Source organism: Limnohabitans sp. 2KL-17 (genome assembly GCF_003063415.1).
GTDB lineage: Bacteria > Pseudomonadota > Gammaproteobacteria > Burkholderiales > Burkholderiaceae_C > Limnohabitans_A.
Map to the genome: position 1 here is coordinate 57,452 of NZ_NESK01000016.1, position 25,476 is coordinate 82,927.

Sequence of the window (25,476 nt, forward strand, 5' to 3'; positions counted from 1 at the left end):
TCGTGGTGAGGCCCAACGATGTGGCACTCAATGGGTCAATCAGTGACTCACAGCTGAAGGATCTTCCAGCGCAATAGCCTTGTTCGGGCCGGGCACCGCCTTGCGGGCCAACAGCGAGTACATGGTGGGCACTACAAAGATGGCCAGCAAAGTGCCCAGACTCATCCCGCCCACAATCACCCAGCCGATTTGCGTGCGGCTCTCAGCCCCCGCCCCGGTGGCCAGCGCCAGCGGCACCGCCCCCAGCACCATGGCACCCGTGGTCATCAGGATCGGGCGCAAACGCTGGCCCGAAGCCTTGATCAATGCGTCTTGCGTGGCCAGTCCCTGCTCGCGCAACTGGTTGGTGAACTCGACGATCAGAATGCCGTGCTTGGTGATCAGGCCTACCAGGGTGATCAAGCCGATTTGCGAATACACATTGAGCGATCCGCCTGTGAACTTGAGCGCCAGCAAGGCCCCGATCATGGACAAGGGCACCGACAACATGATCACCAAGGGGTCAATGAAACTTTCAAACTGAGCGGCCAACACCAAAAAGATGAAGAACAGCGCCAGTACAAAGACGATCACCAAAGCGCCTTGAGAGTTCTTGAATTCCCGCGAGGTGCCATTCAGCTCGGTTGTGTAACCGGGCTTGAGGATCTTTGCAGCGGTTTCGTCCATGAATTTGAGGGCTTCACCCAAAGAATAGTCGGGGGCCAAGTTGGCAGTGATGGACACCGAGCGACGCTGACCGAAGTGGTTCAACTCCCGGGGAGACACACTTTCACGGACTTTGACCAGGCTCGACAGCGGAATCATGGTGTCGTTGCGGCCGCGTACCTGGATCACGTCGATGTCGTCAGGCGTGTTGCGGGCTGAAGCCAGGGTTTGCACAATCACGTCGTACTGCTCGGCATCGCGCTTGTAGCGCGTCACCACGCGACCGCCCAGCATGGTTTCGATGGTTTTAGCCACCACCTCGACGCTCACCCCCAACTCGGCGGCCTTGACGCGGTCCACCTCCACACGCAGTTCGGGCTTGTTCAAACGCAAGTCCACATCGGGCGACAAGATGCCCGGGTTCTTGGCGATTTCATCCATCATCTGCCGGGTCAGCAGGTTCAAATTCTGGTAACTGTCCGAGGTCTGGATAACGAAGTTCAAGGGGCGCTCACGGAAACCTTGACCCAGAGATGGCGGGGTGATCGGAAAAGCATTCACGCCCGGCAAGCTGTTGAACTTGGCGCCCAGTTCGCGGGCAATTTCGAGCGTGGTGCGCTTGCGCTCATCCCAGTCCACGGCCCGGTAGACCACCGTGCCCTGCCCCACTGTGGGGTTGCCCATGTTGGCAAAAATACGGTCGAATTCCGGGTAGGCTTGGCCAAATTTTTCCAGCGACCGGGCATAGCGGTCGGTGTATTCCAATGTGGAGCCATCGGGCGCATTGACCGTGGCCAAAATTGTGCCCCGATCCTCCAGCGGAGCGAGTTCTTGCTTCATGGTGGGGTAAATCAGCGCAATGCCCACACCCGAACCGAGCATGACCAGCACCACTGCCCAGCGGGCACGGGTCAAAATCAGGCGCAACAAGTTTTCATAGCCACTGGCCAGCGCTGTGAGCCAGCGCTCCATGCTGCGGTCAAACCAACCGGGGTTGGGGTTGTGGCGCAAGAGCTTTGAACTGAGCATGGGCGACAAGGTCAGCGCGACAAAACCTGAAACCACCACAGCCCCGGCCAGCGCCAGAGCGAACTCGCCAAACAGCTTGCCCGTGCGCCCGGGGGTGAAGGCCAGGGGCGCGAACACGGCCGCCAGTGTCATGGTCATGGCGACCACCGCGAAACTGATTTCACGCACCCCTTTGATGGCGGCAGAAAACGGGTCGAGGCCTTCTTCGATGTGGCGGTAGATGTTCTCCAGCACCACGATCGCATCGTCGACCACCAGACCAATGGCCAGCACCAGCGCCAGCAAGGTCAGGGTGTTGATGGTGAAGCCCGCCAAAGCCATCATGGCAAAAGCGCCAATCAGGCTGACGGGGATGGTGATGATCGGAATGATCGAGGCTCGAATGGTGCGCAAAAAGACAAAAATCACCAAGGCCACCAGCGCCACGGCCTCGATGATGGTTTGAAACACGTTCTTGATGGAGCGGTCAATGAACACCGAGTTGTCATTGGCCACATTGATCTCCATGTCACCCGGCAAATCGGCTTTCAGGCGAGGAATCATCTCCCGTACACCCTTGGACAACTCCAGCGGGTTGGCCGTGGCCTGACGGATCACGCCCGCAGAAATCGCGGGCTGCCCATTCAGGCGCACCATGCTGCGGTCATTGGCAGCATCTTCCTTGATTTGGGCCACATCGCGCAGCTTGACGGGAAAACCATTCACTGTTCGGATCACGATCTCACCAAATTGCGACGGACGGGTCAGGTCGGTCTGCGATGAAACGCTGAACTCGCGGGTGCGGGATTCGATGCGGCCAGCAGGCAATTCCAGGTTGCTGCGCCTGATGGCGTCTTCAACGTCTTGCGGTGTGAGTTTGAAGGACGACAAGCGTGCGTGGTCCAGGGAGACCAACATGGCGTATTTGCGCTCACCAAAAATTCGCACATCGGCCACACCGGTCACGGTTTGGAGCCGGGGCTTGACCACCCGATTGACCAGGTCGTTGATCTGCAAGGGATTCAAGGTATCGCTGGAAAAAGCCAGCCAGATCACTGGAAAGGCATCGGCTTCGACCTTGGCGATGACCGGCTCTTCAATGGCCTGAGGCAGACGGTTGCGCACGCGAGAGGTGCGGTCACGCACTTCTGCAGCCGCTGTATCGGCGTCTTTTTCAAGGCGAAACCGCACCGTGATCTGCGACTGCTCGGCACGGCTGATCGAGGTGATCACATCCACTGCGTCAATGCCCGCAATTGAGTCTTCCAGGGGTTTGGTGACCTGTGATTCGATCACCTCAGCTGATGCGCCTACGTAGCGGGTGGTCACCGTGACGGTCGGCTCATCGATCTTGGGGTATTCGCGAAGTGACAGGCTTTTGAAGCTGACCGCGCCAATGAGCAAAATCAGCAAGGACATGACGACGGCCAGGACTGGCCGGCGAATGGAAACTTCAGCGAGTTGCATCTGCACCCCTCAGGCAAGGGTTGGGCCCCGACATGGCCACTTTGCCCGCGGGAGCGCCTTGTCCTGGTTTGGACTTTCCAGCGGCTTCTTGGGCACCCTGAGGCCCTGCGGCAGGCGTGGGCGCTGCCCCGCCTGCGGCAGCGGCCCCTGGTGCTGGTGCACCCGCAACGCCTGGACCTGCAGCAGGCTTTCCGCCACCACCGGGCTGAGACAGGTCCACCACGCGCACGGCCGTCCCGTCTTTTTGCAAACGCTGATGGCCGGCGGTGTCCACGGTGTCCCCTGCGGCAAGACCTTCAATAATTTCCACCTTGCCGGGCTGGCGCAAGCCGACTTTCACGGCCACACGCTCGGAAACCAGGGTGTCGGGTTTGTCACCCGCAACCACCTTGACCACAAAGGCACGCCCACCCTGCGGGATGATGGCCTCTTCAGGGATCACCAAGGCGTTTTCACGCGCCCCGAACACGGCATTGACACGTGCAAACATACCCGGGCGCAGTTGTTGTTGGCGGTTGTCGATGCAGCCACGCACCCCCACCGATCGGCCACTGGCCTCGATCAGCGGGTCTACCGCTTGCACGATGGCGGTGAACGGGCGGCCCGGCAAAGCGTCGACTGTCAGTTGTGCTTTTTGTCCGGCGCGAATCTTGGCCTGGAAGCGCTCAGGCAAACGGAAATCCAGCAATACAGCGTCCATGTCTTCCACGTTGACCATGTCCGCACCGTCTTTGAGGTAGTCGCCCACATTGACCTGTCTGAGGCCTGTGATGCCATCGAAAGGCGCCAGCACTTTCAGGCGCTGCAAAGTGGCATCGGCCAAGGCCAGTTTGGCACGCGAGACCTCAAGGGCTGCGCCACTTTCGTCCAGCGAACGTTTGCTGATGAAGTTTTGCGTCACCAATTCCTGGTTGCGCTTGTGATTGGCCTCTGAAATCGACAGCTCGGCCTTGGCCTGAGACAACTGGGCCACCTGCAGCTGGTCTTCAAACTGGACCATCACCTGACCCTTGCGCACCCGCTGGCCATCATTGAAGAAAATTTGCTTGACCCGTCCGCCCACTTCAGGCCGAAGCATCACACCCTGAAGAGACCGCAGGCTGCCCACGGCCTGGGTTTCATCCACCAGCGTCATGGTTTCAACTTTGGCCACCTCGACGGCGGGGGCTTTGCCTGCCCCAGCCCCAGTGGGCGCCGAAACAGCGGGTTTGGTGGCATCACCCGATGCGCTGGTTTTGTTTTGAAGCCACCACGCCACACCGGATGCGACGCAAATACCCACCAATGCCATCACGGCATATTTTTTCTTGTAAGCCATTCAAAGATCTCTCGCAGGTTGAATTCACCAAGACTGACAGAATGTAACAGCGCTGTCCGATTTGCCCAATGGGTCAAGCCAGGGTGCGTTTCTGCCCTTTTGGGTGTATTTGGTGGCGCTGGCCAGTCCAATTTGCTTGCTGGCGCAGGTGGGCATCAGCGTCCCAGGGCTTTGTCCACGCCTTGATTGGCCAGCGCATCGGCCCGCTCATTGCCCGGATCGCCGTTGTGCCCCTTGACCCAGCGCCAATCGATCTGATGTCCCGAAGTGGACACCACGGCGTCGAGTTTTTGCCACAAATCGGCATTTTTGACGGGTTGCTTGGCGGCAGTGCGCCATCCCCGGACTTTCCAGCCATGAATCCACTCGGTGATCCCTTTGCGCACGTACTCGCTGTCCAGATAGAGGGTGACCTGACAGGGGCGCTTCAGGGCCATCAAGCCCTCGATGACGGCCGTCATCTCCATCCGGTTGTTGGTGGTGTTGAGCTCTCCACCAAACAGTTCCTGCACATGCTGGCCCGATTGCAGGCGAACGCCCCAGCCGCCTGGCCCGGGATTGCCTTTGCAAGCGCCATCGGTGTGAATTTCAACGTGGTTCAACAATGTCTTTTGCATCAGGCTGTTGGCCCATGAAGGTTTCGGAGCGGGCAGCAGGAACTGTCGCGGGAGCGGTTGATCGTACCGTGCGCCAGCGCCGGCCATCGATCAGGCGTCCAGCAGGCACTCTTTTGGTGGCCATCAGAAGGTAAACACCCCCCAGGATGGGCCACCAGCGCCCCCCCAGTGTGTCCATCCAGCCAAGGCGCTGCATCCAGCGCTCACTGCCCAAGGCGGGGGTCCAGCCCGCGAACCGACTGACTTGGACCTCAAAACCCAGCAAGCGCAACCAGTCCCGCAAACGGCGATAGCCAATCAAGGCCGCAGAGGTGTTGTCCATCCGAACCTTGCTCTGCTGACCCCGGGCTTGTTGCCACCCCCACCAACTCCAGGGGTTCAGCCCGGTAATCAAGACCTGGCCCTCCGGAATCAGCACGCGCTCGACCTCTCGCAAACAGGCATGGGGATCGGCTGATCGCTCCAACGCGTGGGGCAAAACCACCAGATCCAGGCTGTCTGCAGGCCAAGGCCAAGCCTGGCTGTCCAGACACAAATCGGGCAGCCCCCCCGCAGTCAGGTCGGGCGTTGTGAAACAGGTTTCAAATTCAGCCTGCGCCAGCCAGCGGTGAGGCATTCGGTTGCTGCGCAAGGCCTGCAGATCGGGCCAGCCCAGTTGTACAGCATGGTAGCCAAACACGTCGGCCAGCAGCGCATCGGCCTGCTGCTGCTCCCAAGCCAGCAAGCGTGACGCCACCGGCTGGCCCAAATCTGCCAGCCAGGTATCTCCTGAACGCTTGCTTTCTATAATCTGACTCTCCATGAAACTCATTGCATTGCCCGCCTTCTCTGACAACTACATCTGGTTGTTGCACGATGACCACCACGCACTGGTGGTGGACCCCGGTGACAGTGCGCCTGTATTGACCTGGTTGCAGCAACACCCTAGTGTGCAACTGGACATGATTCTAGTCACGCACCACCACGCAGACCACACAGGCGGCCTGACCGACCTGGTGGACCGCACCGGTGCTCGGGTGGTGGGCCCGGCGATGGAAAAAATGCCCGTCGAGGCACAAGGCCTGGTGCAAGGCGACCGGCTGGACTGGCATGGCTTGCGCTTTGAGGTGCACGAGGTGCCCGGTCACACCCTGGGCCACATCGCTTTTTGGGCACAAGCTGTTAACCAAGCCCCTGTTCTTTTTTGCGGCGACACCCTCTTTTCAGCGGGTTGCGGTCGGCTCTTTGAAGGTACGCCAGCACAAATGCTCAGCTCGCTGGACCGTTTGGCCGCCCTGCCAGATGACACCCGTGTTTGCTGCGCCCACGAATACACCCTGTCAAATTTGAAATTCGCCCTAGCAGTCGATCCGGACAACCAGTCCCTTCGCAGCTACGCCAAGATCTGTGCCGATCTTCGCCAGCACAATCAACCCACCCTGCCCGTGCCCTTGGCGACCGAGCGAGCAATCAACCCTTTTTTACGAAGCCGCAGCGCCGCAGTCAGCAACGCCGTCAGGCAGCGCGATGCCCGTGCGCTGGACGACGTCACGACCTTTGCTGCGCTTCGCCAATGGAAGAACGAATTTTGATGAACGCATTTGTCCAGCCTGCCAACGATCAAACCGATTCCGGTCGAGTCGCCACCAAGCGTTTGACTGCTGCAGTTTGTTTGGGCCTGACCCTGTTGTTGGGCGCGTGCGCCACAGCGCCCTCTTCGACACCGGGCATGCCCCCCCCGTCAGCCCCTGCAGCGGCCGTTCCCGCCGCCGAACCGGACAGCAAGCCATCGCCAGCGCCAGCGGCCGCCATCCTCCCTGCGCAGGCCGAACAAAGCTTTGTTTTGCTCAAGCCCCGCAGCAACCTGGGGCTGATACCTCCCACCGATGTGTGGGAACGCATTCGCCGTGGCTTTGCCATGCCCGATCTGGACAACGACCTGGTGCGCAACCGCGAACAATGGTATTCCAGCCGACCCGACTACATGCTGCGCATGACCGAGCGCTCACGCCCTTACCTGTTTCATGTGGTCGAGGAACTGGAACGGCGCAACATGCCGACCGAGTTGGCCTTGCTGCCCTTCATCGAATCGGCCTTCAACCCCCAGGCGGTGTCCAGCGCCAAAGCGGCAGGCATGTGGCAGTTCATGCCGGCCACCGGCAAGTATTTCGATCTGAAGCAAAACCTGTTTCGCGACGACCGGCGGGATGTCCTGGAATCCACGCGCGCGGCGCTGGACTATCTGCAAAAACTCTACGGCATGTTTGGCGATTGGCATCTGGCCCTGGCGGCTTACAACTGGGGGGAAGGCAGTGTTGGCCGTGCGCTGGCTCGCAATAAAACCCAGGGCAAACCATTGACCTACAGCGATCTGAACATGCCCAATGAGACACGCTACTACGTGCCCAAGTTGCAAGCGGTCAAAAACATCGTGGCCCAGCCAGAGGCCTTCAATACCCAATTGCCCCTCATCCAGAATCACCCCTACTTCAAGAGCGTTCCGATTGAGAGAGACATCGACGTGGCCGTGGCGGTCAAATTGGCCGCAGTCAAACTGGAAGACTTCAAGGCCCTCAACCCGTCGATGAACCGCCCTGTAATTTTGGCGGCAGGTACACCCCAAATCTTGCTGCCTTGGGACAATGCCACTGTTTTTGAGCGAAACCTGCAAGCCCACGCCAACCGGCCCTTGGCCACATGGACGGCATGGCAGGCCCCTCGGACCATGAAGCCCGAAGATGTGGCGCAGCAGCTGGACATGCCCGTTAACGAACTGCGTTCAGTCAATGGCATACCCCCCCGAATGATGATCACGGCCGGCTCCACTTTGCTGGTGCACCGCAAAGGCCGACTGGATAGCGACGTCACTGAACACCTGGCAGACAACGGCCAGCTCGGACTCGCCCCTGAGGTGGTGCTCAAAAGAATTGCCGTCAAAGCGCGCAAGGGCGACTCTTTGGCCAGCCTTGCGGCACGGCATGGCGTTTCCGAAGCCAACATGGCCGCCTGGAACCAGCTGAAAACCAATGCACGGGTGACCGCCGGTCAAAGCCTGACCATTTTGGTGCCTTCACAAGCGTCTCGCCGGGTAAGCCGGTCGACACCCAACAAGTCAGCCAGCCAGAAATCGCCTGCTCAACCTGCCAAGAAAGCAAAGAAACCTGCCGCCAACCGCTGAAAAGCGCAGGCATCCGTGGCGCTGAGCATCCAAGCAAACTCAAGCGGCAAAGCGGTTTTTGGATTTCATGGCAAACGTGTTGGTGTACGTCTGCCCCACAGACAGCCGGGCGCTGGTCAAGCGGCCCGGCAAACGGGCATGGGCACGCCAGGCATTCAGCACGGCATCACCCGCGATCAAGCCATCGAGCGCATACGACTCGCGCAACTTCTCGAAAGCGCCCAGGTAAATGGCCCGGTCACCCAACCAGTATTGCGCAGGAACAGTCTTCAAAATATCGGTCAAACCCGCTGTTTGCAACCACTTCAGGGCATGAACCACCGCATCGCTCAAAGCCTGCGCCACGTCGGGATGGCGCTGCAAAAAATCAGCCCGCGCCAACAAGCAGGCCCCGGGGACTTGCCCCCCCATTAGCTTTCGGGTGGCCATCAGTGAGCGGGCTTCCCCCATCACCCGAATTTCGTTTTTTTGCTCCAGCCAATGCATGACCGGATCGGGGTTGCACAAGGCATCGATCGCGCCACCGCGCAAGGCATCCACGACCAGCGGTGAAGAGCCCACCTCGACAAAAACCACATCTTCCGGCAGCAAGCCGTTTTGCAAAAGCCATTGGCATGCCATCCAGTGGGTGCTGGAATTCAGCGATGTGACCCCGAGCCGAGCACCTTTGAGCGCCATCACGGAGCGCAGTTCAAGCCGCGAGGCCACGCCGAGGCTGACTTGGGGTGTTCGCCCCATCTGGACGAAGGCCTGGTAATTCAAGCCTTTGTGGTGTAACCCGAACAAATGGTCAAACGCACCCGCCAACACATCGGCCTGCCCTTGCACGACACTGGCCAATGCCTTGGCCCCGGACTCATGGGCCGCCCACTCGACAGAAATGCCTGCTTGCCTGAAAAACCCCAATTGATCTGCCAAAGTCAGCGGCAAGTGGTACAGACTTTGCCGGGCTGCCAAGGCAAGCGTGACCCGGTGCGCCCCACGCAAAGTCTCCACGGCAGCCAGGGACGCTGACGACCCCACCAAGGCGCCCATGGCGGACAACAAAATGGAACGTCGTTGCCAATGGGCATCAGACACTAGCGGGCTCCCGTCGAGATCGGATATTCGATATGTCGAGCATAGGCAAAAGGAGAAAATAACGCATCAGGATTGATCCCGAGCGGGTTTCCACGTAATGGATGGCCAGCATTCAATACAGCTGCCGATCGGCTGACACCGGAACGCAGCCCGTGGACAAGCGCGGCCAAAGAAGGCCAAAGCAGAATTTCAGCGCCGGTCGACCAAGGCATGGGCAATGGTGCCCAGGTCCACATATTCCAACTCGCTGCCTGCAGGCACGCCCCGCGCCAGGCGCGTCACTTTCAAGCCTTGCTGCCGGATCATTTCAGAGATCACGTGGGCAGTCGCCTCACCCTCAGCCGTGAAGTTGGTCGCCAAAATTACCTCAGTCAGCACACCATCGGCCACGCGCTTCTTGAGCTTGGCCAGGCCAATGTCGTGCGGGCCGATGCCGTCGAGCGGGCTGAGCTTGCCCATCAACACAAAGTACAACCCGCGGTAGGTTCCGGTGCGCTCAATGGCCGATTGATCCGCCGGGGTTTCGATCACGCACAGCTGGGTGCGGTCGCGCATCAAGTCCAGGCAGGTGTCACACAGTTCCGCTTCGGTGAAGGTGTGGCAACACTCGCAATGCCGAATTTTCTCGACCGCATTGTCCAGCGCAGCAGCCAGTTGCCGAGCCGTGGCCCGGTCGTTTTGCAACAACTGAAATGCCATGCGCTGAGCCGACTTGATGCCCACCCCCGGCAGACCCTTGAGGGCCTGAACCAAAGTGGCAAGAGCGTGCGTATCGGCCATAACGTGTGTTTCGGTCGGTCAGAAAGGCATTTTCATGCCAGGGGGCAGACCAGCCGTCAGCTTGCCCATTTTTTGCTGCGACACCTCTTCGGCCTGACGCACGGCGTCATTGAAGGCGGCCGCCACCAGGTCTTCCAGCATGTCTTTGTCATCGGCCAGCAAGCTGGGGTCGATGGTCACGCGGCGCACGCTGTGCTTGCAAGTCATCAGCACCTTGACCATGCCCGAACCGGCTTGACCTTCCACCTCGACAAAAGCCAGTTCGTCTTGCGCCTTTTTGAGGTTGTCCTGCATGGCTTGGGCCTGTTTCATCAAGCCAGCGAGTTGTCCTTTGTTGAACATGGGTGTTTCCTTTGAAGGGGTTTGAACAGGGGGAGGAAAAATCAAATCAACTGGATGCTGCCAGGCACAATTTTGGCGCCAAAGTCACGCACCATGGCCTGCACCAGCGGGTCGCTCTGAATCAAGGCCTGGGCTGCCAGCATTTTCTCGGCGACTATAACGGCAAGGCGCTTGGCGGGGCTGTCGGTGACCGGGCCGACTTCAATGTGCAATTTGACATCGCCATGTCCTGCGGCGAGCAAAGCCGCCTGCAAACGTTCGCGGCTCGCCGGGTGGTTCAGCGTCTCGCGCTCCACACGCAGTTGCCACTGGCCCTCATCTCGCCCTAGCAATTGAGACTGCAAAGCCAATTCACGCACCAGGGCGGTGATCGCCTCTTGCGCCATCAGGCCTTGCACCACTTCCAGCCAAATGTTCCCTTCCGGGGTGGCTTGCAACTGCGCAGGAATGGGCTGGCGAGGCACATCCACCCGGACCGAGGGCTCGGAGGCCTCTCGCACAGGCAAGGACCGCAAACTCGCCTGGGGTGCGGGGGAGTCTGAGACGGTCTGCAGCGGCGCCTGCTGCGCAACATCGGTGTAGTCGGTCGTGTCAGGCCAGTCCTCCCAAGGAGGCGGCTCGGGGGTTGGCGAATTCGCTGCCGGAACAGGACTTGCCTGGGGCTTCTGCACGAGCTGAGCGGGCACTTGTCCGCTCGTTTGATCGCCGTGTTGAGCAGGTGGCTGCGCTGGTGAAGATGAACCTGCGGCCACCGCATGCACTGCACGCACCGCATGGGGTTCAGGCATTGCACTTTTGGGCGCCAGTCCGGAAGGGGTGGGCTTTTCAGACCTGGCAGCGGCTGTATCGGCTGGCAGCGCAGGGGGCGGGGATGTTTCAGCTATGGGCTGGGGGCTGATTCGCGAACTTTTTTTTTCAGCCGATCCCGCCTGGGGTTTGAAGGCCAGCAAGCGCAGCAAAACCATGGTCAGGCCCGTGTATTCATCCGGGGCGAGGCCCAACTCGTTTCGCCCGTGCAGGCACAAGCTGTAAAGCAATTGGGTTTCTTCGGCGGGCATGGCTTGGGCCAGATCGGCCAGCCCCTGGTTATCGGGGTCATCGCCGTCTTGCGCCATGCTGGGCACCATCTGCATCACTGCCAAACGTTGCAGCAACATGGCCATGTCTTCCAGGGTGGCGGCAGCCGAAACGCCTTGCAATCGCAGGGCATTGACCTGTGCCACCACCGTGGCGCCATCTCCATTGGCCAAGGCAGAAATCAATTGCAGCACATGGCTGCGGTCCACGCTGCCCAGCATTTGACGCACACCAGCCTCAAGCACTTGGCCGTTGCCAAAGGCAATCGCCTGATCGGTCAGACTCAGGCCATCGCGCATGGAACCCCGCGCTGCGCGGGCCAACAGGCGCAAGGCCATGGGTTCTGCCGTCAGTTTCTCAGCGGCCAGCACCTGGGTCAGGTGTTCAAACACGGTCTCCGGGGCCATGGGACGCAAATTGAACTGCAGGCAACGCGACAGCACCGTGACAGGCACTTTTTGCGGGTCGGTCGTGGCCAGCACAAATTTCAAGTATTCAGGAGGCTCTTCGAGCGTCTTCAACATCGCATTGAACGCGGTGTTGGTCAGCATGTGCACTTCGTCGATCATGAAGACCTTGAAGCGGCCTTGGACCGGCTTGTAAACAGCCTGTTCGAGCAAGCTTTGCACTTCGTCCACACCCCGGTTGGATGCGGCATCGAGTTCGGTGTAGTCCACAAAACGACCGGCATTAATGTCCCGGCACGCCTGGCAAACGCCACACGGCTCGGCGGTGATGCCTCCCTGCCCGTCTGCACCCTGGCAGTTGAGCGATTTGGCCAAAATCCGGGAAACCGTGGTTTTACCTACGCCCCGGGTTCCTGTGAACAGATAAGCATGGTGCAAGCGTTGCTGCACCAGGGCATTGGTCAAAGCCTGAACCACGTGCTCCTGGCCCACCATTTCGGTGAAGTTGCGGGGGCGGTATTTGCGCGCTAAGACGAGGTAAGACATGGGTCCGATTCTATCGGGCTGGCGGAGCGGTCTTTGATGCGGGCGGAGCAATCAACCACCCGAGTGATCGGCCTTTTGGAAATCAGGAAAAAACAGCTGCTGAGTGAAAAGCCTTGACCAGCTGTCCTACAATCCACCCTGACGGGCCTTCCCGCATGGTGAAGCGGCCAACCGGGTCAGGTGGGGAACCAAGCAGCCCTAACTGTGGAGCCAGTGCCGGGGTCAAGGCTCGTCAACTTACATTTCTAAAGATGCCCAAGATCGCTTGCAACCCGGCAAGTACCGCTTGGCGCATCGAAAATTCCCCACCCCGAATCAGGCCAAATGCCGACGCAGCGCAGGAAAAGGCAAGGATTTGACTTTGGCCGAAGTCACCACCTGCGGGGCAGCCGGGGCAGCGCGCAGCAGTTCGGACACCAGGGCATTGGCATTCTTATGGGCGCCATCGCGGTTGGTCTCAAAGGCCAAACGTGTCTGGCCCGCCATCTGAGCCACAAAGTTTTGGGGGTAATCGCGAACATTGAAACCACGCAACGCCATCACTTTCATGAAAGCGTTGGCGGCCTCTTCAACGGCGCGCTGGTATTCCTGGGAAGCTTCTGGCGTCATGTCGTCCTCGTTTGTAGGGATGAAGTTACTCACCCGACAACAACGCAGCACCCTGCTGTCTGGAATACATCATTTGTGTGAAATTGTTAGAAATTTGCCAAAATACCTTTTCCAGCGTGCCAACCACTGGCCAAACAGGCCGTCAACAAGTAGCCGCCGGTCGGGGCTTCCCAGTCCAGCATTTCACCGGCGCAATAAACGCCGGGTCGCCGAATCAGCATGCCCCCAGGGTTGAACTCGGTCAGGTCGATGCCACCTGCAGTGCTGATCGCCTCATCCACAGGTCTGTGATTTTTCAGTGACACGACCAAATTCTTGATGCTGAACGCCAGCGCCTCGGGATCGGCGAGGGTCTCGGCAGAGCACAACTCGTAAACGAGTCCCATCTTGACGCCACCCAGGCCCAAACGGCTTTTGAGATGGCTCGACAAACTCCGGCTACCGCGCGGCCAGCGCACCGCTTCTCGCACCTGGTCAATTGATTTATCAGATATTAAATCGAGAACAAAATGAGTTCCGCCTCGGGTCAGGTCATCGCGCAACATGGCCGATGCGGCATAAATCAGACTGCCTTCCACACCGGTGTCGGTGATGACGAATTCTCCTTTGCGTGCGAACCTGGGCTCACCCATCGCCCCATCATGGACTCCAGCAGCAGCGTCGACCCTCAGTGAAACCGACTTGAGCGGGTAGCCAGCATAGCGTTGCCGAAAGTGTTCGGTCCAGCCCTGGCCATCACGCCCCAGGACGTCAAAACCGCAATTGGCAGGCTGAAGGGGGGTGATGTTCACGCCTTGGTCTGCCAACAAAGGAACCCAGGCGCCGTCCGACCCCAAACGGGGCCAACTGGCCCCACCCAAAGCCAACAAGGTGGCACGGGCACTCACCTTTGTCACGCCCGCATGGCCGGTGGGCTGGAAAACCAAACAATCACCCGCCCAGCCTTGCCATCGATGGCGCATATGAAACTGCACCGGCACCCCTGAAACCGGGTGCCTCAGGCGGTGCAACCAGGCCCTGAGCAAGGGCGCCGCTTTCATTTCCTCGGGGAAAACACGCCCGGAAGTCCCTACAAAGGTTGCAACGCCCAGGCCCTGGGCCCAATCGCGAACGGCCTGAGCGCCCATCTGATCGAGCCAATGCCCCACCGCATCTTGCTGGGCACCATAACGGCTGCGAAACAAATCAGGTGCCTCAGCGTGCGTGAGGTTCAAGCCGCCCTTGCCTGCCAATAAAAATTTGCGGCCCACGGAAGGCATGGCATCGAAGAGATGAACGGACACGCCAGCCTTGGAAAGCACCTCTGCGGCCATCAGGCCGGCAGGACCGCCACCCACAATGGCCACGTCGACCTCCAATACGGGGGCATTGTCAGGAACAGAAGAAACGGAGGGAAAAATCATGAAGGGATGTATTGGCAACGCCAACTCAGCAGGCGGGTGCAGTGGGATTCTGTCAAAATAGCTTTGACTTTAGCCGCATCTTCAATGTTCACAAGGAAAAGGCCATGGCCAGCGATCTGATCAAACACATTACCGACGCCACTTTCGAAGCCGAGGTGCTCCAATCGAGCCAACCGGTGGTGGTTGACTTCTGGGCCGAATGGTGCGGCCCCTGCAAGATGATTGCCCCCATCCTGGACGAAGTGGCTGGCACTTACGAAGGCAAGTTGCAGATCACCAAGATGAATGTGGACGATAACCGCGACGTTCCCGCCAAGTTCGGTATTCGCGGCATCCCCACCTTGATGATCTTCAAGGATGGGCAATTGGCAGCCACCAAAGTGGGTGCCATGAGCAAATCACAATTGACCGCTTTCATCGACCAACAACTGGCTTGATGCAGGGTTTGTGCCCGAACTCATCGGGCACTCCTTCCAAAACCGGGCCTGACTGCCCGGTTTTTTGTTTTCTGACCTGTTTTAAAACCTGTCATAATTTCGTCAAGGCAGCCCTAACAGGGATCAACGCCTTGAATGCCGGAAGCACCAGCCCCTAACCCCGGGCAGCATCCGGCTCAGAACATTTCCACCCGCTTATCTGAAAACGGCCCCCTTACGGTCCGTTTTGACACAGGCCAATTCCCATGCATTTGAATGAACTCAAGGCACTTCATGTGTCCGAACTCCTGAAGCAAGCCGACACGCTCGAAATCGAGAATACTGGTCGCATGCGCAAACAGGAGCTGATGTTTGCCATCATCAAAAAACGCGCCAAAGCGGGCGAACAGGTGTTCGCCGATGGTGTGCTCGAAATCCTGCCCGATGGTTTTGGTTTCTTGCGCAGCCCCGACTCGAGCTACACCGCCAGTACCGACGACATCTACATCAGCCCCAGCCAGGTGCGCCGCTTCAACCTGCACACCGGCGACATGATCGAAGGTGAAGTGCGCATCCCCAAAGACGGCGAGCGTTACTTTGCCCTGACCAAACTCGATCAGGTCAATGGCGATCTGCCTGAAAACAACAAACACAAAGTCATGTTCGAGAACTTGACGCCCCTGTTCCCAACTGAGCAGATGCGTCTGGAGCGTGACATCAAAGGCGAAGAAAACATCACCTCCCGGGTGATCGACATCATTGCACCGTTGGGCCGTGGCCAGCGGGCACTGATCGTAGCCCAACCCAAGTCGGGCAAGACGGTGATGATGCAGCAAATCGCGCACGCCATCACGGCGAATTACCCCGATGTGCATTTGATGGTGTTGCTGGTCGATGAGCGCCCCGAAGAAGTGACCGAAATGCAGCGCAGCGTGCGTGGCGAGGTCATCTCCTCCACCTTTGACGAACCCGCATCGCGCCACGTCCACGTGGCTGAAATGGTCATTGAACGTGCCAAGCGCCTGGTTGAACTCAAAAAAGACGTGGTGATCCTGTTGGACTCGATCACCCGCCTGGCCCGTGCTTACAACAACGTGGTGCCCTCATCGGGCAAAGTGTTGTCGGGTGGTGTGGACGCCAATGCCTTACAGCGCCCCAAGCGATTTTTTGGTGCTGCCCGCAACGTGGAAGAAGGCGGCAGCCTGACCATCATCGCCACCGCCCTGGTCGACACTGGCAGCCGCATGGACGAGGTGATCTTTGAAGAATTCAAGGGAACCGGCAACTGCGAAATCCACCTGGAACGGCGCTTGTATGAAAAACGGGTGTTCCCGGCCATCAACCTCAACCGCAGCGGCACCCGCCGAGAAGAATTGCTGTTGCAAGCTGAAGTGCTGCAAAAAACGCGTATCTTGCGTCAGTTCATGTACAACATGGACGAAATCGAAGCCATGGAGATGGTCTTGAAGAGCATGAAGGCGACCAAGAACAACTCCGAGTTCTTCGACATGATGCGACGCGGTGGCTGATACCCTATAATCGACAGGTTTTGCGGAAAGTGCTCTCAGATAGGCTGAAGAGTGGCTACCGTAGCGAAAATAAAAGGATTTCCCCATGAAAGACGGCATTCACCCCAACTACCGTGAAGTTTGCTTCCAAGACATGTCCAATGGTTTCAAGTTCGTGACCCGTTCATGCGCCAACACCAAAGAGATGATCAAAATGGAAGACGGCCGCGAGCTGCCTTGGTACAAGCTGGACACCACCAGCGAGTCGCACCCCTTCTACACCGGCACTCAAAAGTCGGTTGACAACATGGGTGGCCGCGTGGAGAAATTCCGCAACCGTTTCGGCAAAACCACCGTCACCAAATAATCTGTTGTTTGTTACCCCTCAAAGGGCAGCCCGGGTCACCGGCCTGCCCTTTTTGTATTGAGGGACGCCCAAGGGCTTGGCGTTGAATATGTCCTACACCCGTGGTTGAACGGTACCCTTGGTCCCAGCGCCTGCAAACTGATATCTTCTGAACCTGTGAACCATCTGACCCCCGCCATCGTTGCTCAAAGCGCCGTGCGCAGACTGCCGCGTCTGGCCTTGCTTTTGCTTTGCGTAGCCTATGTCCTGCTGGGCTTTTGGGGCCGGGCACCCTGGAAAGCGCAAGACATCGAAGCCTTCGGCTACATGCTGCAATTGGCGCAACCCGGCATGAGCGAGGCCATCAGCTGGCTCAAGCCAACGCTGCTGGACAACCCTGACAGCAACTTGGCCTTGTTGCCTTATTGGTTGGGTGCCCTGTCCATTCAATGGGCCCCCAAGGGTCTGGAAGACGTCTTTGCCCGACTGCCATTCATCGCCATGTTGAGTGCCACCCTGGCAGCCACCTGGTACGCGGTCTATTCACTGACTCGCCACCCTGCGGCACAACCCGTGGCCTTTGCATTTGGTGGCGAAGCCAAACCGGCGGACTATGCACGCGCCATGGCCGACGGGGGGTTGCTGGCACTCTTGGCCTGCCTGGGCTTGGCTCGGTTGTCACACGAAACGACACCGGCACTCAGTCAATTGTGTTTTGCAGCCCTGCTGTTTTTCGGCTTGTCGACATGGGCTCGCCACCGCATTCAAAGTGCAGTGGCGGTCTCTGTGGGCATGTTGGGCCTGACGCTGTCCGGTGCACCCACTTTGGCGCTGTGGCTCGGCATCGGGGGCACTGTCATTTGCGCTACGGCACAACCCGATCCTGCTCAACGCCGATTGAGCATGCTCGATGTGGGTCTGCTGGCGCTGATATGCCTGCTCTGCGTGACCACAGCCGGTGCGCTGGACTTGTGGCGCTGGCGTGTGGTGCCTCACAGCATGTTCGACTTGCACTTACTGGGCAAATTGATCGTTTGGTTCACCTGGCCTGCATGGCCCCTGGCACTTTGGGCACTGTGGCGATGGCGCGGGCAACTGTCGCACGTCTGGCGCTACCCGCACTTGGGTCTGCCACTGTGGTTTGCGCTGGTCACGATCGGAGCCACCTGGTTCACGGGTTTGTCTGACCGCGCGCTGCTGAGTTCACTGCCCGCCATTGCCACTTTGGCGGCTTTGGCGCTGCCCACACTCAAACGCAGCCTCGGTGCACTGATCGACTGGTTCACCTTGCTGTTTTTCAGTTTCTGCGCGCTCGCCATGTGGGTGGTCTGGGTGGCCATGCAAACCGGCATTCCCGCCAAACCAGCTCGCAACGTGGCCCGCTTGGCACCAGAGTTTGTGCCCGAATTTTCAATCGGTGCTTTCGTCCTGGCGGTCTCAGCCACCTTGGCCTGGGCGGCGCTCGTGAGGTGGCGTACCGGTTACCACCGCGCAGCCATCTGGAAAAGCATGGTGCTGCCCGCAGGCGGTGCGGTCCTTTGCTGGTTGCTGCTGACGACTTTGTGGCTGCCTCTGCTCAACTACGCTCGAAGCTATGCGGCACTGGTGCAAAAAATCACCCGCATCACAGACCAGAACGCTTGTTTTCAATACGCAGGCATCAGCAAGGCGCAAGGCGCGGCTTTGTTGCACCACGGGCAGGCCAGGCTGATGCCCATGCAAGCGCCCCAACCCGACTGCCAATGGCTGATCATCGACAGGGCCAACTTGTCCCTGCTGTCGGCCAAAATCCGTGCGCTGGGATGGGTTGAACACGCCGCCATCAAACGGCCCACCGACAACGATGAAACCTTGGTGATGTTCAGACCCGCAAACCCGCTAAACCTGCCGCCGACACGCTCCGAAGAGCCCGTGCGCTGAGCCATGTCCGAGCTGCGCATCATTGCCCGCCACGCAGGCACCGTGCTGGTGGGCCAACTGGCTGTGATGTCTTTTGGTATTGCTGACACCTTGATTGCAGGCCGCTACAGCCCTCAGGCATTGGCGGTCTTGGCCCTGGCCTCGTCCATCTACATCAGCATTTATGTCGCACTGAACGGGCTGCTTCAGGCCCTGCTGCCCGTTTGGGCCGAGCTGCACGGCGCGGGCCGTCAGGCAGAGGTCGGTCGCTCGTTCCGGCAAGCACTTTACATTGCTGGCGGTGCCGCAGTGATCGGCATCAGCGGGCTGTGGTTTCCGGACCTCTGGCTGTCAACCACCGAAGTGCCCGAGGAGCTGTGGCCCGATGTGCGGGGATATTTGCGCATTCTGGCTGTCGCTTTGGTGCCGTCTTTGCTGTTTCGCCTGTATGGAACGCTGAACCAAAGTTTGGGCCATCCGCGCTTGGTCACCTGGTTGCAGGCCGGCGCCTTGCTGGTCAAAGTACCGCTGTCTTTTGCCTTGACGTTTGGCGTTGGCGGTTTTGCAGGTCTGGGTGTGGTGGGATGCGCTTGGGCCACGCTGATGGTCAACTCGCTCATGATGCTGTCCGGGCTGTGGCTTTTGCGCACGCAAGACATCTACCAACCCTATCGCTTGTGGCGGCGCCCCGAACAACCTGATTGGCCCATGATTCGGCGCTTTTTGGCGCTGGGTGTGCCTGCCGGTTTGTCCATCATGGTGGAAGTCACATCATTCACCTTGATGGCCCTGTTCATTGCGCGCTTGGGTGCGGTGGCTCTGGCCAGCCACCAAATTGCAGCCAGTCTGGCGGCCGTTTTGTACATGGTCCCTCTGGCTTTGGGAATTGCCAGCAGCGCACGCACAGGCTACTGGCTTGGGGCCGGGCAAGCCAGCAAAGCCCGCCGTGCTGCCGGGCTGGGTATTGTTCTGGCCGTTGGCGCGGCCCTGTTGGGGGCAGCCCTTTTGTTCATGGCGCGCGAGGCCTTGGCCCACGCGTTCAGCACCGACCCGCGCGTGGTGCAAGCGGCCACGGTCTGGCTGTGCTGGGTGGCGCTGTACCACCTGGCCGATGCAGTGCAGGCTGTGTGTGCGTATTTGCTGCGCTGCTACCGCATCACGCTGATGCCATTGCTGATCTATGCCGCATTGCTCTGGGGTATTGGCTTGTATGGCGGCTACCTGTGGGCTTATCAAGGCATCGAGTGGGCTGACTGGCCCATGCGCGCCAGCGTGGACACTTTCTGGATCACCAGTACAGCCGCACTGGCCTTGGTGTCGGTGCTTTTCACGGCCATGGTGTGGCACGCCTCTCGCCCCACCCAAGACAAGACAAAGCCCGCCTGAAGAACGTCGTGACAGGCGCAGCGCAAAAGCCCGAACGAGCCAAGCCCACGATGCGTTAAGGTGGAGGGTCAACTCACTTTGACCTTCACCACACCATGATCCTCGAACTCGCCGATATCCGCATCCATCCGGGACAGCAAGCTGAATTTGAAAAAGCCATTGAACTGGGCTTGAACACCGTGGCTTGCAAAGCCAAAGGTTTTCAGGGCGGCAAAGTCAACCGTGGCATTGAAAGCCCCGAACGCTATGTGCTGCAAATCTTTTGGGACAAGCTGGAAGACCACACCGTGGGCTTTCGTGAATCCGAGCTCTTCACACAATGGCGTGCCATCGTCGGCCCGTTCTTTGCCGTACCTCCCCATGTTGAGCACTTCGAGTTGACGACCAAGTCGTCATAAATCAGACCTCAAGCCCCCCAAGACAGTGGCATCAAGGCACAGGATGGCCTGCCACCAAACGGCTGAGCAAGTGCATGAACTGCGCTTGCTCTTGCGGCTCAAGCGGCGACAAAATTTCTGCCTGAACATCTGCCACCGCAGACTTCATGCCCGCCAAAGCCTGCAAACCCAGCGGTGTCAGCACGAGCAGTTTGCGTCGGCGATCCACCTCGTCAGCGAACCGCTCGACCCAACCCTTGCTTTCCAGTCGACCGATGACCGAGCCCGAGGTCGCCGGATCAAATGCCACACGCTTGGCCAAGGTGATCTGATCCACACCGGGAGAGTCCAGCAAAGCGTTCAATATGGCGAACTGAACCGGTGTGACCCCGACTGCAGCAAGGTGTTCATTGAACAAAGCCACAGAAATCTGATGCGCCCGCCTGATCAAGTGCCCAGGGGCGGCTGCAAAATCAAAGCCGTGGTTCATTTTGGGGTCTCTCCATCCAATGCAGGGTTATCACCAATCTCTGTCCTGGCGCAGGCTCCTATAGTAAGCGCGCTTAGCAAGTTTTTTGATGTGGCCCAACACACCCCTCTCCGAAAATGATTCATGAGTTTTGTTTTCCCGCCAATGCCCACCGTTTCAATACCCGTCCTGGGCCAACCCAGCCATTTTCCGGTGCACCGCATTTATTGCGTGGGCCGCAATTACGAGGAGCACGCCAAGGAAATGGGCTTCACAGGGCGTGAGCCGCCCTTCTTTTTTCTCAAACCCGCCGACACCCTGGTGGCGGTAGAAACCGGCCAAACCGGGCAAATGCCCTACCCCAGTCTCACGCAAAACCTTCACCACGAGATCGAACTGGTGGTGGCCATTGGCAAAGGCGGGCGCAACATTTTGGCAGCCGATGCGGCTCAACATATCTTCGGGTATGCCGTGGGACTGGACATGACCCGCCGGGACCTGCAAAACGAGATGAAAAAACAAGGCCGTCCCTGGTGCATTGGCAAGGCCTTTGACCATTCGGCCCCCATCGGCCCCATCACACCCATTGGGCAAGCGGGCGATGTGAACAACGCCAACATCAGCCTGCAAGTCAACGGCGCCAAGCGCCAGCAAAGCAACGTGGCCAAACTGATCTGGAACGTGGCTGAGACCATCGAGCATTTGTCTGCCGCCTGGGCGCTACAACCTGGCGACCTGATCTACACGGGCACGCCTGAAGGTGTGGCGGCCGTGGTCTCTGGCGATCTCCTAGAGGGTGAAGTGGCAGGCTTAGGCAGCCTCAGAATTCTCATTAAATAATGAATAAAAGTGCAAGAACCAACAAATACATCGCGTCTACCCTTATTTTAGCCCAAATAACTTGCAATATAATTCATAAAAAATCCAATTAGCCGACCATATGGTTAGTTTATGATCCACTTTTACCCACCTGAAGGAGACAAACCCGTGAAAAATATTCTCAAGCAAACGGCATTGGCTGCCGGCCTTCTGGCCGCAGCCTTTGGCGTGCACGCCCAAACCATCACCTTGAAAGTGCACCACTTTTTGGGACCACAAACCATTCAGCACACCACCATGCTGGGTGACTGGTGCAGAAACATTGCCAGGGACTCCAAAGACCGCCTGAAGTGCGAAATCTTCCCATCCATGCAACTCGGTGGCACTCCAGTTCAGTTGTACGAACAGGCCCGCGATGGCGTGGTCGATGTGGCTTGGACTTTGCAGGCTTACACCCCGAAACTGGCCAAGCTGGAAGTGTTCGAGCTGCCCTTCATGATGACCAACGCCGAAGCCACCAGCCGTGCCGCCTGGGACTACGCCCAAAAGTATGCGCAAGACGACTTCAAGGACGTCAAGATGCTGGCTGTCCATGTGCATGGCCCAGGCAACATTTACACCAAATCCAAACCAGTCACCACCATGTCCGACCTCAAGGGCCTGAAAGTGCGCGCTCCGACACGCCAGGTGAACAAGATGATCGCCATGATGGGTGCCACACCCGTGGCCATGCCCGTGCCGCAAGTGCCCGAAGCCCTCTCCAAAGGTGTGATCGATGGAGCCGTGATTCCCTACGAAGTGGCCCCCAGCCTGAAGGTCAACGAACTGACCAACTTCACAGCTGAAACCGACCGCAGCTACAACGCGCTTTACACCACAGTGTTTGTCGTTCCCATGAACAAGGCCAAGTACGAATCGCTGCCAGCCGACCTGAAGGCTGTGATCGACAAAAACTCCGGCCGTGAATTCTCTGCTTTTATGGGTAAAACCCAGGCAGGTCATGACGTTCCAGGTAAAAAAATATTTGAAGCTTCTGCCAACCAAAAAATCAGCATCATCTCCAAAGCTGAACTGGAGAAATGGAAAAAAGCGACTGACCCGCTTGACGACGCCTGGGTCGCAGAGATGACCGGCAAAGGCATGGATGGAAAAGGCATGTTGCAGTCCGCCACTGACCTGATCAAGCAATACAGCAAATAAGCGCTGGTCATGCACACAAAAGAGCAGGGACGCCAAGCAGCGCCCTGCTCTTTTTCTTGTGCGGTTTCCATGGTTTGAAATAGAAGCCGATTCCTGTTTTTTCACTGCTCACAAAACCCACCATGATGTTTTCTAATTCACTGGACCGCATTGCACGGTTCTGCAGCATTTTGGGGGGGCTGGTCATGACAGCGCTGATGCTCATGACCTGCTACAGCCTGATCAGCCGCAACCTTTTTGACTCAGCCCTGATCGGCGACTTTGAGCTGACAGGTGTTGGCGCAGGCGCAGCCATTGCCCTGTTCATGCCCTTGTGCCAACTCAAACACGAAAACATCATCGTGGACTTCTTCACTGCCAACCGCAGTGAGGCCTTCAATTACAGGCTTGACCGATTGGGCGATGTGCTGATGGCGATTATTTTTGCATTGCTCGCCTGGCGCTGCACGGCCGCGGCCATCAACGCCGTAGACACCATGGGAGCTTCCATGCTGCTGGGTTTCCCTGACTGGATCGTGTTCACCAGCATGGCGATTCCCTTTGGCATCACCGCCATCATTGCGGCCTCGCAAGCCGCCGCATCATTCAGCCCCAACGACAAGGCCGCGTCATGACCCCGATCACCTTGGCTTTGTCGATTTTCTTCATCATGCTGGGCCTGATGGTGATCCGCGTTCCGATCGCGGGCGCCATGTTCCTTGCAGGCACTGTCGGGTTCATCCTTCAAACGGGTTTTCAGCCTTACCTGAACTTCCTGAACAACCTCGCTTTTGCCCGCCTTGCCAATTACGACCTGTCAGTGATTCCTCTGTTCATCCTGATGGGCCACTTCGCCACGCAAGGCGGTATCAGCAAGGCGTTGTTCCAGTTCGCTGCTGTGGTCATGGGCCGCTTCAAGGGCGGTCTGGCCATGGGCGCGGTGCTCGCGTGCGGCGCTTTCGGGGCCATTTGCGGCTCCTCTGTGGCCACCGCTGCCACCATCACCGGCGTGGCTTTGCCAGAGATGAAGCGGCATGGTTATTCGGGCCGTTTGTCGACAGGTACGCTGGCTGCCGGTGGCACTTTGGGTATTTTGATACCGCCCTCCGTGCCCCTGGTGATCTACGCCATCCTGACCGAGCAAAACATTGCCAAACTGTTTGCGGCCGCCATGATGCCCGGTCTTATTGCCATGGTCGGTTACATGATCGCCATTGCCATTTATGTGCGCGTGGTGCCCGGGCAAGCACCTGACCAGGAAGACCGTGAAAGACTGACCCTTGAATCGCTAAAGGGCATTGTGCCCATCGCCACCATCTTCATCATCGTGTTTGGTGGCATCTATGCGGGCTTCTTCACCCCCACCGAAGGCGCAGCCGTGGGGGCCACCTCCACCTTCTTGGCAGCACTGCTCAAGCGCGAACTGACTTGGCAGAAATTCCTGCATTGCTTTCACGCCACAGCTCTGAGTGCCGCCATGATCTTCATGATCTTCATGGGCGCAGACGTGATGAACGCCGCACTGGCGCGCACCCAAGTGCCCGCCCAGTTGGCTGAAATGGTGGTCGCCATGAACTTCGCCCCCCTGATGGTGGTAGCCGGTATCTTGTTGCTTTACGTGGTGCTGGGCGCTGTGATGGACGAGTTGTCTATGCTGCTGCTGACCATTCCGATCTTTTTCCCCATCATCATGAAACTCGACTTCGGCATGACGCCTGAGCACACCGCCATCTGGTTTGGCATCATGGTGCTGATGACGGTAGGTTTTGGCATGCTGGCCCCGCCGGTGGGGCTGAACGTGTATGTGGTCAACGGCATGGCCAAAGACGTGCCGCTCAGCGAAAGCTATAAAGGCATCGTGCCCTTCCTGATCAGCGATACCATTCGCACCTTGCTGCTGCTCTTCTTCCCAGGCATTTCACTGTTCCTGATCAAGTACCTGACCTGATCTGGATAATTATTCTGCCAAGCCTCCTGAGTGCCAACTTCGGAGGCTTTTTTCTTGGCGAAATGGTTAGACTCTGTCAGTGACCTCCGTCAAGATATCCACACACTTCGAGCCCCTTACATGATGTTTGACCGCACCATTCGACATTGCCGCCAATGCGGTGCCCTTGTGGCACGCCGCTTGCCCGACGATGGCGACACCAAGGAACGGGCCATCTGCACAGCGTGCAGCACCGTGCATTACGAAAACCCGCTGAATGTGGTGGGCACCGTGCCCCACTGGGGCGATCAGATCTTGCTGTGCAAGCGCAACATCGAGCCCCGCAAAGGCAAATGGACACTGCCTGCGGGCTTCATGGAACTGGGCGAGTCCGCCTCCGAGGGGGCTGCCCGCGAGACCACCGAAGAAGCCGGTGCCCAATTCATCATGGAAGACCTGTTCACCGTCATGAGCGTGCCCAGGGTGGGCCAAGTGCACCTCTACTACCGCGCAAGGCTGACGAGTGACGTGTTCGACCCCGGCCACGAAACCATGGAAGCACGCCTGTTCACAGAAGCCGACATTCCCTGGGACGAACTGGCCTTCAGGACGGTGAAAGAAACGCTGGAACATTACTTTGCCGACCGGCAAGCCGGGCACTTTGGCACCCATGCCTTCGACATCGCCTGAGGCC

General features: G+C 58.5%; 25 protein-coding genes and 1 other RNA gene. 14 read left to right on the plus strand and 12 right to left on the minus strand.

Annotated elements, in window-relative coordinates; all coding sequences use genetic code 11:
* Positions 1-39: 39 nt before the first annotated feature.
* The 4 genes from B9Z45_RS09580 to B9Z45_RS09595 form a co-directional block, all read right to left on the minus strand.
* Complete coding sequence (locus B9Z45_RS09580) at positions 40-3,120, minus strand: efflux RND transporter permease subunit (protein ID WP_108406994.1); 3,081 nt, start codon at positions 3,118-3,120, stop codon at positions 40-42.
* Entirely contained in the window at positions 3,107-4,438 is a 1,332-nt protein-coding gene (locus B9Z45_RS09585; protein WP_108406995.1) for an efflux RND transporter periplasmic adaptor subunit, read from the minus strand. Before B9Z45_RS09585 ends, B9Z45_RS09580 begins: the two co-directional genes overlap by 14 nt.
* Positions 4,439-4,593: 155 nt before the next feature.
* Positions 4,594-5,040, minus strand: coding sequence for a ribonuclease HI (gene rnhA / locus B9Z45_RS09590; protein WP_108407027.1), 447 nt, complete (start codon positions 5,038-5,040; stop codon positions 4,594-4,596).
* Entirely contained in the window at positions 5,027-5,857 is an 831-nt protein-coding gene (locus B9Z45_RS09595) for a class I SAM-dependent methyltransferase (RefSeq protein WP_108406996.1), read from the minus strand. The genes rnhA and B9Z45_RS09595 overlap by 14 nt, the downstream gene beginning before the upstream one ends.
* On the opposite strand from B9Z45_RS09595, the gene gloB reads away from it, so the two are divergent.
* The gene (gene gloB, locus B9Z45_RS09600; protein ID WP_108406997.1) at positions 5,856-6,626 is read left to right on the plus strand and encodes a hydroxyacylglutathione hydrolase; all 771 of its coding nucleotides are present in this window, start codon (positions 5,856-5,858) and stop codon (positions 6,624-6,626) included. The two genes, B9Z45_RS09595 and gloB, sit on opposite strands and share 2 nt — an antisense overlap.
* Complete coding sequence (locus B9Z45_RS09605) at positions 6,626-8,212, plus strand: transglycosylase SLT domain-containing protein (protein ID WP_108407028.1); 1,587 nt, start codon at positions 6,626-6,628, stop codon at positions 8,210-8,212. The genes gloB and B9Z45_RS09605 overlap by 1 nt, the downstream gene beginning before the upstream one ends.
* 39 nt (positions 8,213-8,251) lie before the next feature.
* Here B9Z45_RS09605 and B9Z45_RS09610 read toward each other — a convergent pair whose 3' ends face one another.
* The 4 genes from B9Z45_RS09610 to dnaX all read right to left on the minus strand — a co-directional run bounded on the left by B9Z45_RS09610 (position 8,252) and on the right by dnaX (position 12,444).
* On the minus strand, positions 8,252-9,292 hold the full coding sequence (locus B9Z45_RS09610) for an ABC transporter substrate-binding protein (protein ID WP_233252151.1): 1,041 nt from the start codon (positions 9,290-9,292) through the stop codon (positions 8,252-8,254).
* A 189-nt stretch (positions 9,293-9,481) separates the two neighbouring features.
* On the minus strand, positions 9,482-10,072 hold the full coding sequence (gene recR, locus B9Z45_RS09615) for a recombination mediator RecR (protein ID WP_108406999.1): 591 nt from the start codon (positions 10,070-10,072) through the stop codon (positions 9,482-9,484).
* A gap of 18 nt (positions 10,073-10,090) precedes the next feature.
* Positions 10,091-10,414, minus strand: a complete 324-nt coding sequence (locus tag B9Z45_RS09620; protein ID WP_108407000.1) for a YbaB/EbfC family nucleoid-associated protein — start codon at positions 10,412-10,414, stop codon at positions 10,091-10,093.
* A gap of 41 nt (positions 10,415-10,455) precedes the next feature.
* On the minus strand, positions 10,456-12,444 hold the full coding sequence (gene dnaX, locus B9Z45_RS09625) for a DNA polymerase III subunit gamma/tau (protein WP_108407001.1): 1,989 nt from the start codon (positions 12,442-12,444) through the stop codon (positions 10,456-10,458).
* A 140-nt stretch (positions 12,445-12,584) separates the two neighbouring features.
* Between dnaX and ffs the strand changes: the two genes are divergently transcribed.
* Positions 12,585-12,681: signal recognition particle sRNA small type (gene ffs / locus B9Z45_RS09630), an RNA gene on the plus strand.
* A gap of 78 nt (positions 12,682-12,759) precedes the next feature.
* Here ffs and B9Z45_RS09635 read toward each other — a convergent pair.
* Both B9Z45_RS09635 and B9Z45_RS09640 read right to left on the minus strand, forming a co-directional pair.
* Positions 12,760-13,053, minus strand: coding sequence for a hypothetical protein (locus B9Z45_RS09635; RefSeq protein ID WP_108407002.1), 294 nt, complete (start codon positions 13,051-13,053; stop codon positions 12,760-12,762).
* Between the two features lie 86 nt (positions 13,054-13,139).
* Positions 13,140-14,456 carry a TIGR03862 family flavoprotein gene (locus B9Z45_RS09640; protein ID WP_108407003.1) on the minus strand — a complete coding sequence of 439 codons (1,317 nt, stop codon included), beginning with the start codon at positions 14,454-14,456 and terminating at the stop codon, positions 13,140-13,142.
* 104 nt (positions 14,457-14,560) lie between these two features.
* On the opposite strand from B9Z45_RS09640, the gene trxA reads away from it, so the two are divergent.
* The 6 genes from trxA to B9Z45_RS09670 all read left to right on the plus strand — a co-directional run bounded on the left by trxA (position 14,561) and on the right by B9Z45_RS09670 (position 20,409).
* Positions 14,561-14,893, plus strand: a complete 333-nt coding sequence (gene trxA / locus B9Z45_RS09645) for a thioredoxin TrxA (RefSeq protein ID WP_108407004.1) — start codon at positions 14,561-14,563, stop codon at positions 14,891-14,893.
* 245 nt (positions 14,894-15,138) lie between these two features.
* Positions 15,139-16,401: a transcription termination factor Rho gene (gene rho / locus B9Z45_RS09650; RefSeq protein ID WP_108407005.1), complete on the plus strand. Its 1,263-nt coding sequence runs from the start codon at positions 15,139-15,141 to the stop codon at positions 16,399-16,401.
* An 85-nt stretch (positions 16,402-16,486) separates the two neighbouring features.
* Positions 16,487-16,747: a type B 50S ribosomal protein L31 gene (locus B9Z45_RS09655; RefSeq protein WP_108407006.1), complete on the plus strand. Its 261-nt coding sequence runs from the start codon at positions 16,487-16,489 to the stop codon at positions 16,745-16,747.
* Positions 16,748-16,903: 156 nt separating this feature from the next.
* Positions 16,904-18,646, plus strand: a complete 1,743-nt coding sequence (locus tag B9Z45_RS09660; protein WP_108407007.1) for a hypothetical protein — start codon at positions 16,904-16,906, stop codon at positions 18,644-18,646.
* A 3-nt stretch (positions 18,647-18,649) separates the two neighbouring features.
* Positions 18,650-20,011, plus strand: a complete 1,362-nt coding sequence (locus tag B9Z45_RS09665) for an MATE family efflux transporter (RefSeq protein WP_108407008.1) — start codon at positions 18,650-18,652, stop codon at positions 20,009-20,011.
* Positions 20,012-20,106: 95 nt separating this feature from the next.
* The gene (locus B9Z45_RS09670) at positions 20,107-20,409 is read left to right on the plus strand and encodes an antibiotic biosynthesis monooxygenase (RefSeq protein WP_108407009.1); all 303 of its coding nucleotides are present in this window, start codon (positions 20,107-20,109) and stop codon (positions 20,407-20,409) included.
* Positions 20,410-20,440: 31 nt separating this feature from the next.
* Here the strand turns inward: B9Z45_RS09670 and B9Z45_RS09675 are convergent, their stop codons facing one another.
* Positions 20,441-20,878: a MarR family winged helix-turn-helix transcriptional regulator gene (locus tag B9Z45_RS09675; protein ID WP_108407010.1), complete on the minus strand. Its 438-nt coding sequence runs from the start codon at positions 20,876-20,878 to the stop codon at positions 20,441-20,443.
* A 123-nt stretch (positions 20,879-21,001) separates the two neighbouring features.
* Between B9Z45_RS09675 and B9Z45_RS09680 the strand changes: the two genes are divergently transcribed.
* Positions 21,002-21,697 (plus strand): fumarylacetoacetate hydrolase family protein, encoded by a 696-nt coding sequence (locus B9Z45_RS09680; protein ID WP_108407011.1) that lies wholly within the window; start codon positions 21,002-21,004, stop codon positions 21,695-21,697.
* Positions 21,698-21,844: 147 nt separating this feature from the next.
* Positions 21,845-22,876 carry a TRAP transporter substrate-binding protein gene (locus tag B9Z45_RS09685; protein ID WP_108407029.1) on the plus strand — a complete coding sequence of 344 codons (1,032 nt, stop codon included), beginning with the start codon at positions 21,845-21,847 and terminating at the stop codon, positions 22,874-22,876.
* A gap of 7 nt (positions 22,877-22,883) precedes the next feature.
* Here B9Z45_RS09685 and B9Z45_RS17390 read toward each other — a convergent pair whose 3' ends face one another.
* Entirely contained in the window at positions 22,884-23,063 is a 180-nt protein-coding gene (locus B9Z45_RS17390) for a hypothetical protein (protein WP_233252152.1), read from the minus strand.
* On the opposite strand from B9Z45_RS17390, the gene B9Z45_RS09690 reads away from it, so the two are divergent.
* The 3 genes from B9Z45_RS09690 to B9Z45_RS09700 all read left to right on the plus strand — a co-directional run bounded on the left by B9Z45_RS09690 (position 23,062) and on the right by B9Z45_RS09700 (position 25,472).
* Entirely contained in the window at positions 23,062-23,490 is a 429-nt protein-coding gene (locus tag B9Z45_RS09690; RefSeq protein ID WP_233252153.1) for a TRAP transporter small permease, read from the plus strand. The two genes, B9Z45_RS17390 and B9Z45_RS09690, sit on opposite strands and share 2 nt — an antisense overlap.
* On the plus strand, positions 23,487-24,803 hold the full coding sequence (locus B9Z45_RS09695; RefSeq protein ID WP_108407013.1) for a TRAP transporter large permease: 1,317 nt from the start codon (positions 23,487-23,489) through the stop codon (positions 24,801-24,803). Before B9Z45_RS09690 ends, B9Z45_RS09695 begins: the two co-directional genes overlap by 4 nt.
* Before the next feature lie 120 nt (positions 24,804-24,923).
* Positions 24,924-25,472, plus strand: a complete 549-nt coding sequence (locus B9Z45_RS09700) for an NUDIX hydrolase (protein WP_108407014.1) — start codon at positions 24,924-24,926, stop codon at positions 25,470-25,472.
* Positions 25,473-25,476 lie beyond the last annotated feature (4 nt).

Coding starts and splice junctions, on each gene's coding strand:
- B9Z45_RS09620 (WP_108407000.1), bottom strand. CDS start 10,414: ATGTTCAACAAAGGACAACTCGCTGGCTTGATGAAACAGGCCCAAGCC.
- B9Z45_RS09690 (WP_233252153.1), top strand. CDS start 23,062: ATGACAGCGCTGATGCTCATGACCTGCTACAGCCTGATCAGCCGCAAC.
- B9Z45_RS17390 (WP_233252152.1), bottom strand. CDS start 23,063: ATGACCAGCCCCCCCAAAATGCTGCAGAACCGTGCAATGCGGTCCAGT.
- rho (WP_108407005.1), top strand. CDS start 15,139: ATGCATTTGAATGAACTCAAGGCACTTCATGTGTCCGAACTCCTGAAG.
- B9Z45_RS09580 (WP_108406994.1), bottom strand. CDS start 3,120: ATGCAACTCGCTGAAGTTTCCATTCGCCGGCCAGTCCTGGCCGTCGTC.
- dnaX (WP_108407001.1), bottom strand. CDS start 12,444: ATGTCTTACCTCGTCTTAGCGCGCAAATACCGCCCCCGCAACTTCACC.
- B9Z45_RS09635 (WP_108407002.1), bottom strand. CDS start 13,053: ATGACGCCAGAAGCTTCCCAGGAATACCAGCGCGCCGTTGAAGAGGCC.
- B9Z45_RS09675 (WP_108407010.1), bottom strand. CDS start 20,878: ATGAACCACGGCTTTGATTTTGCAGCCGCCCCTGGGCACTTGATCAGG.
- B9Z45_RS09655 (WP_108407006.1), top strand. CDS start 16,487: ATGAAAGACGGCATTCACCCCAACTACCGTGAAGTTTGCTTCCAAGAC.
- B9Z45_RS09595 (WP_108406996.1), bottom strand. CDS start 5,857: ATGGAGAGTCAGATTATAGAAAGCAAGCGTTCAGGAGATACCTGGCTG.
- B9Z45_RS09665 (WP_108407008.1), top strand. CDS start 18,650: ATGTCCGAGCTGCGCATCATTGCCCGCCACGCAGGCACCGTGCTGGTG.
- B9Z45_RS09695 (WP_108407013.1), top strand. CDS start 23,487: ATGACCCCGATCACCTTGGCTTTGTCGATTTTCTTCATCATGCTGGGC.
- B9Z45_RS09585 (WP_108406995.1), bottom strand. CDS start 4,438: ATGGCTTACAAGAAAAAATATGCCGTGATGGCATTGGTGGGTATTTGC.
- B9Z45_RS09640 (WP_108407003.1), bottom strand. CDS start 14,456: ATGATTTTTCCCTCCGTTTCTTCTGTTCCTGACAATGCCCCCGTATTG.
- B9Z45_RS09605 (WP_108407028.1), top strand. CDS start 6,626: ATGAACGCATTTGTCCAGCCTGCCAACGATCAAACCGATTCCGGTCGA.
- B9Z45_RS09700 (WP_108407014.1), top strand. CDS start 24,924: ATGATGTTTGACCGCACCATTCGACATTGCCGCCAATGCGGTGCCCTT.
- B9Z45_RS09670 (WP_108407009.1), top strand. CDS start 20,107: ATGATCCTCGAACTCGCCGATATCCGCATCCATCCGGGACAGCAAGCT.
- trxA (WP_108407004.1), top strand. CDS start 14,561: ATGGCCAGCGATCTGATCAAACACATTACCGACGCCACTTTCGAAGCC.
- B9Z45_RS09680 (WP_108407011.1), top strand. CDS start 21,002: ATGAGTTTTGTTTTCCCGCCAATGCCCACCGTTTCAATACCCGTCCTG.
- recR (WP_108406999.1), bottom strand. CDS start 10,072: ATGGCCGATACGCACGCTCTTGCCACTTTGGTTCAGGCCCTCAAGGGT.
- gloB (WP_108406997.1), top strand. CDS start 5,856: ATGAAACTCATTGCATTGCCCGCCTTCTCTGACAACTACATCTGGTTG.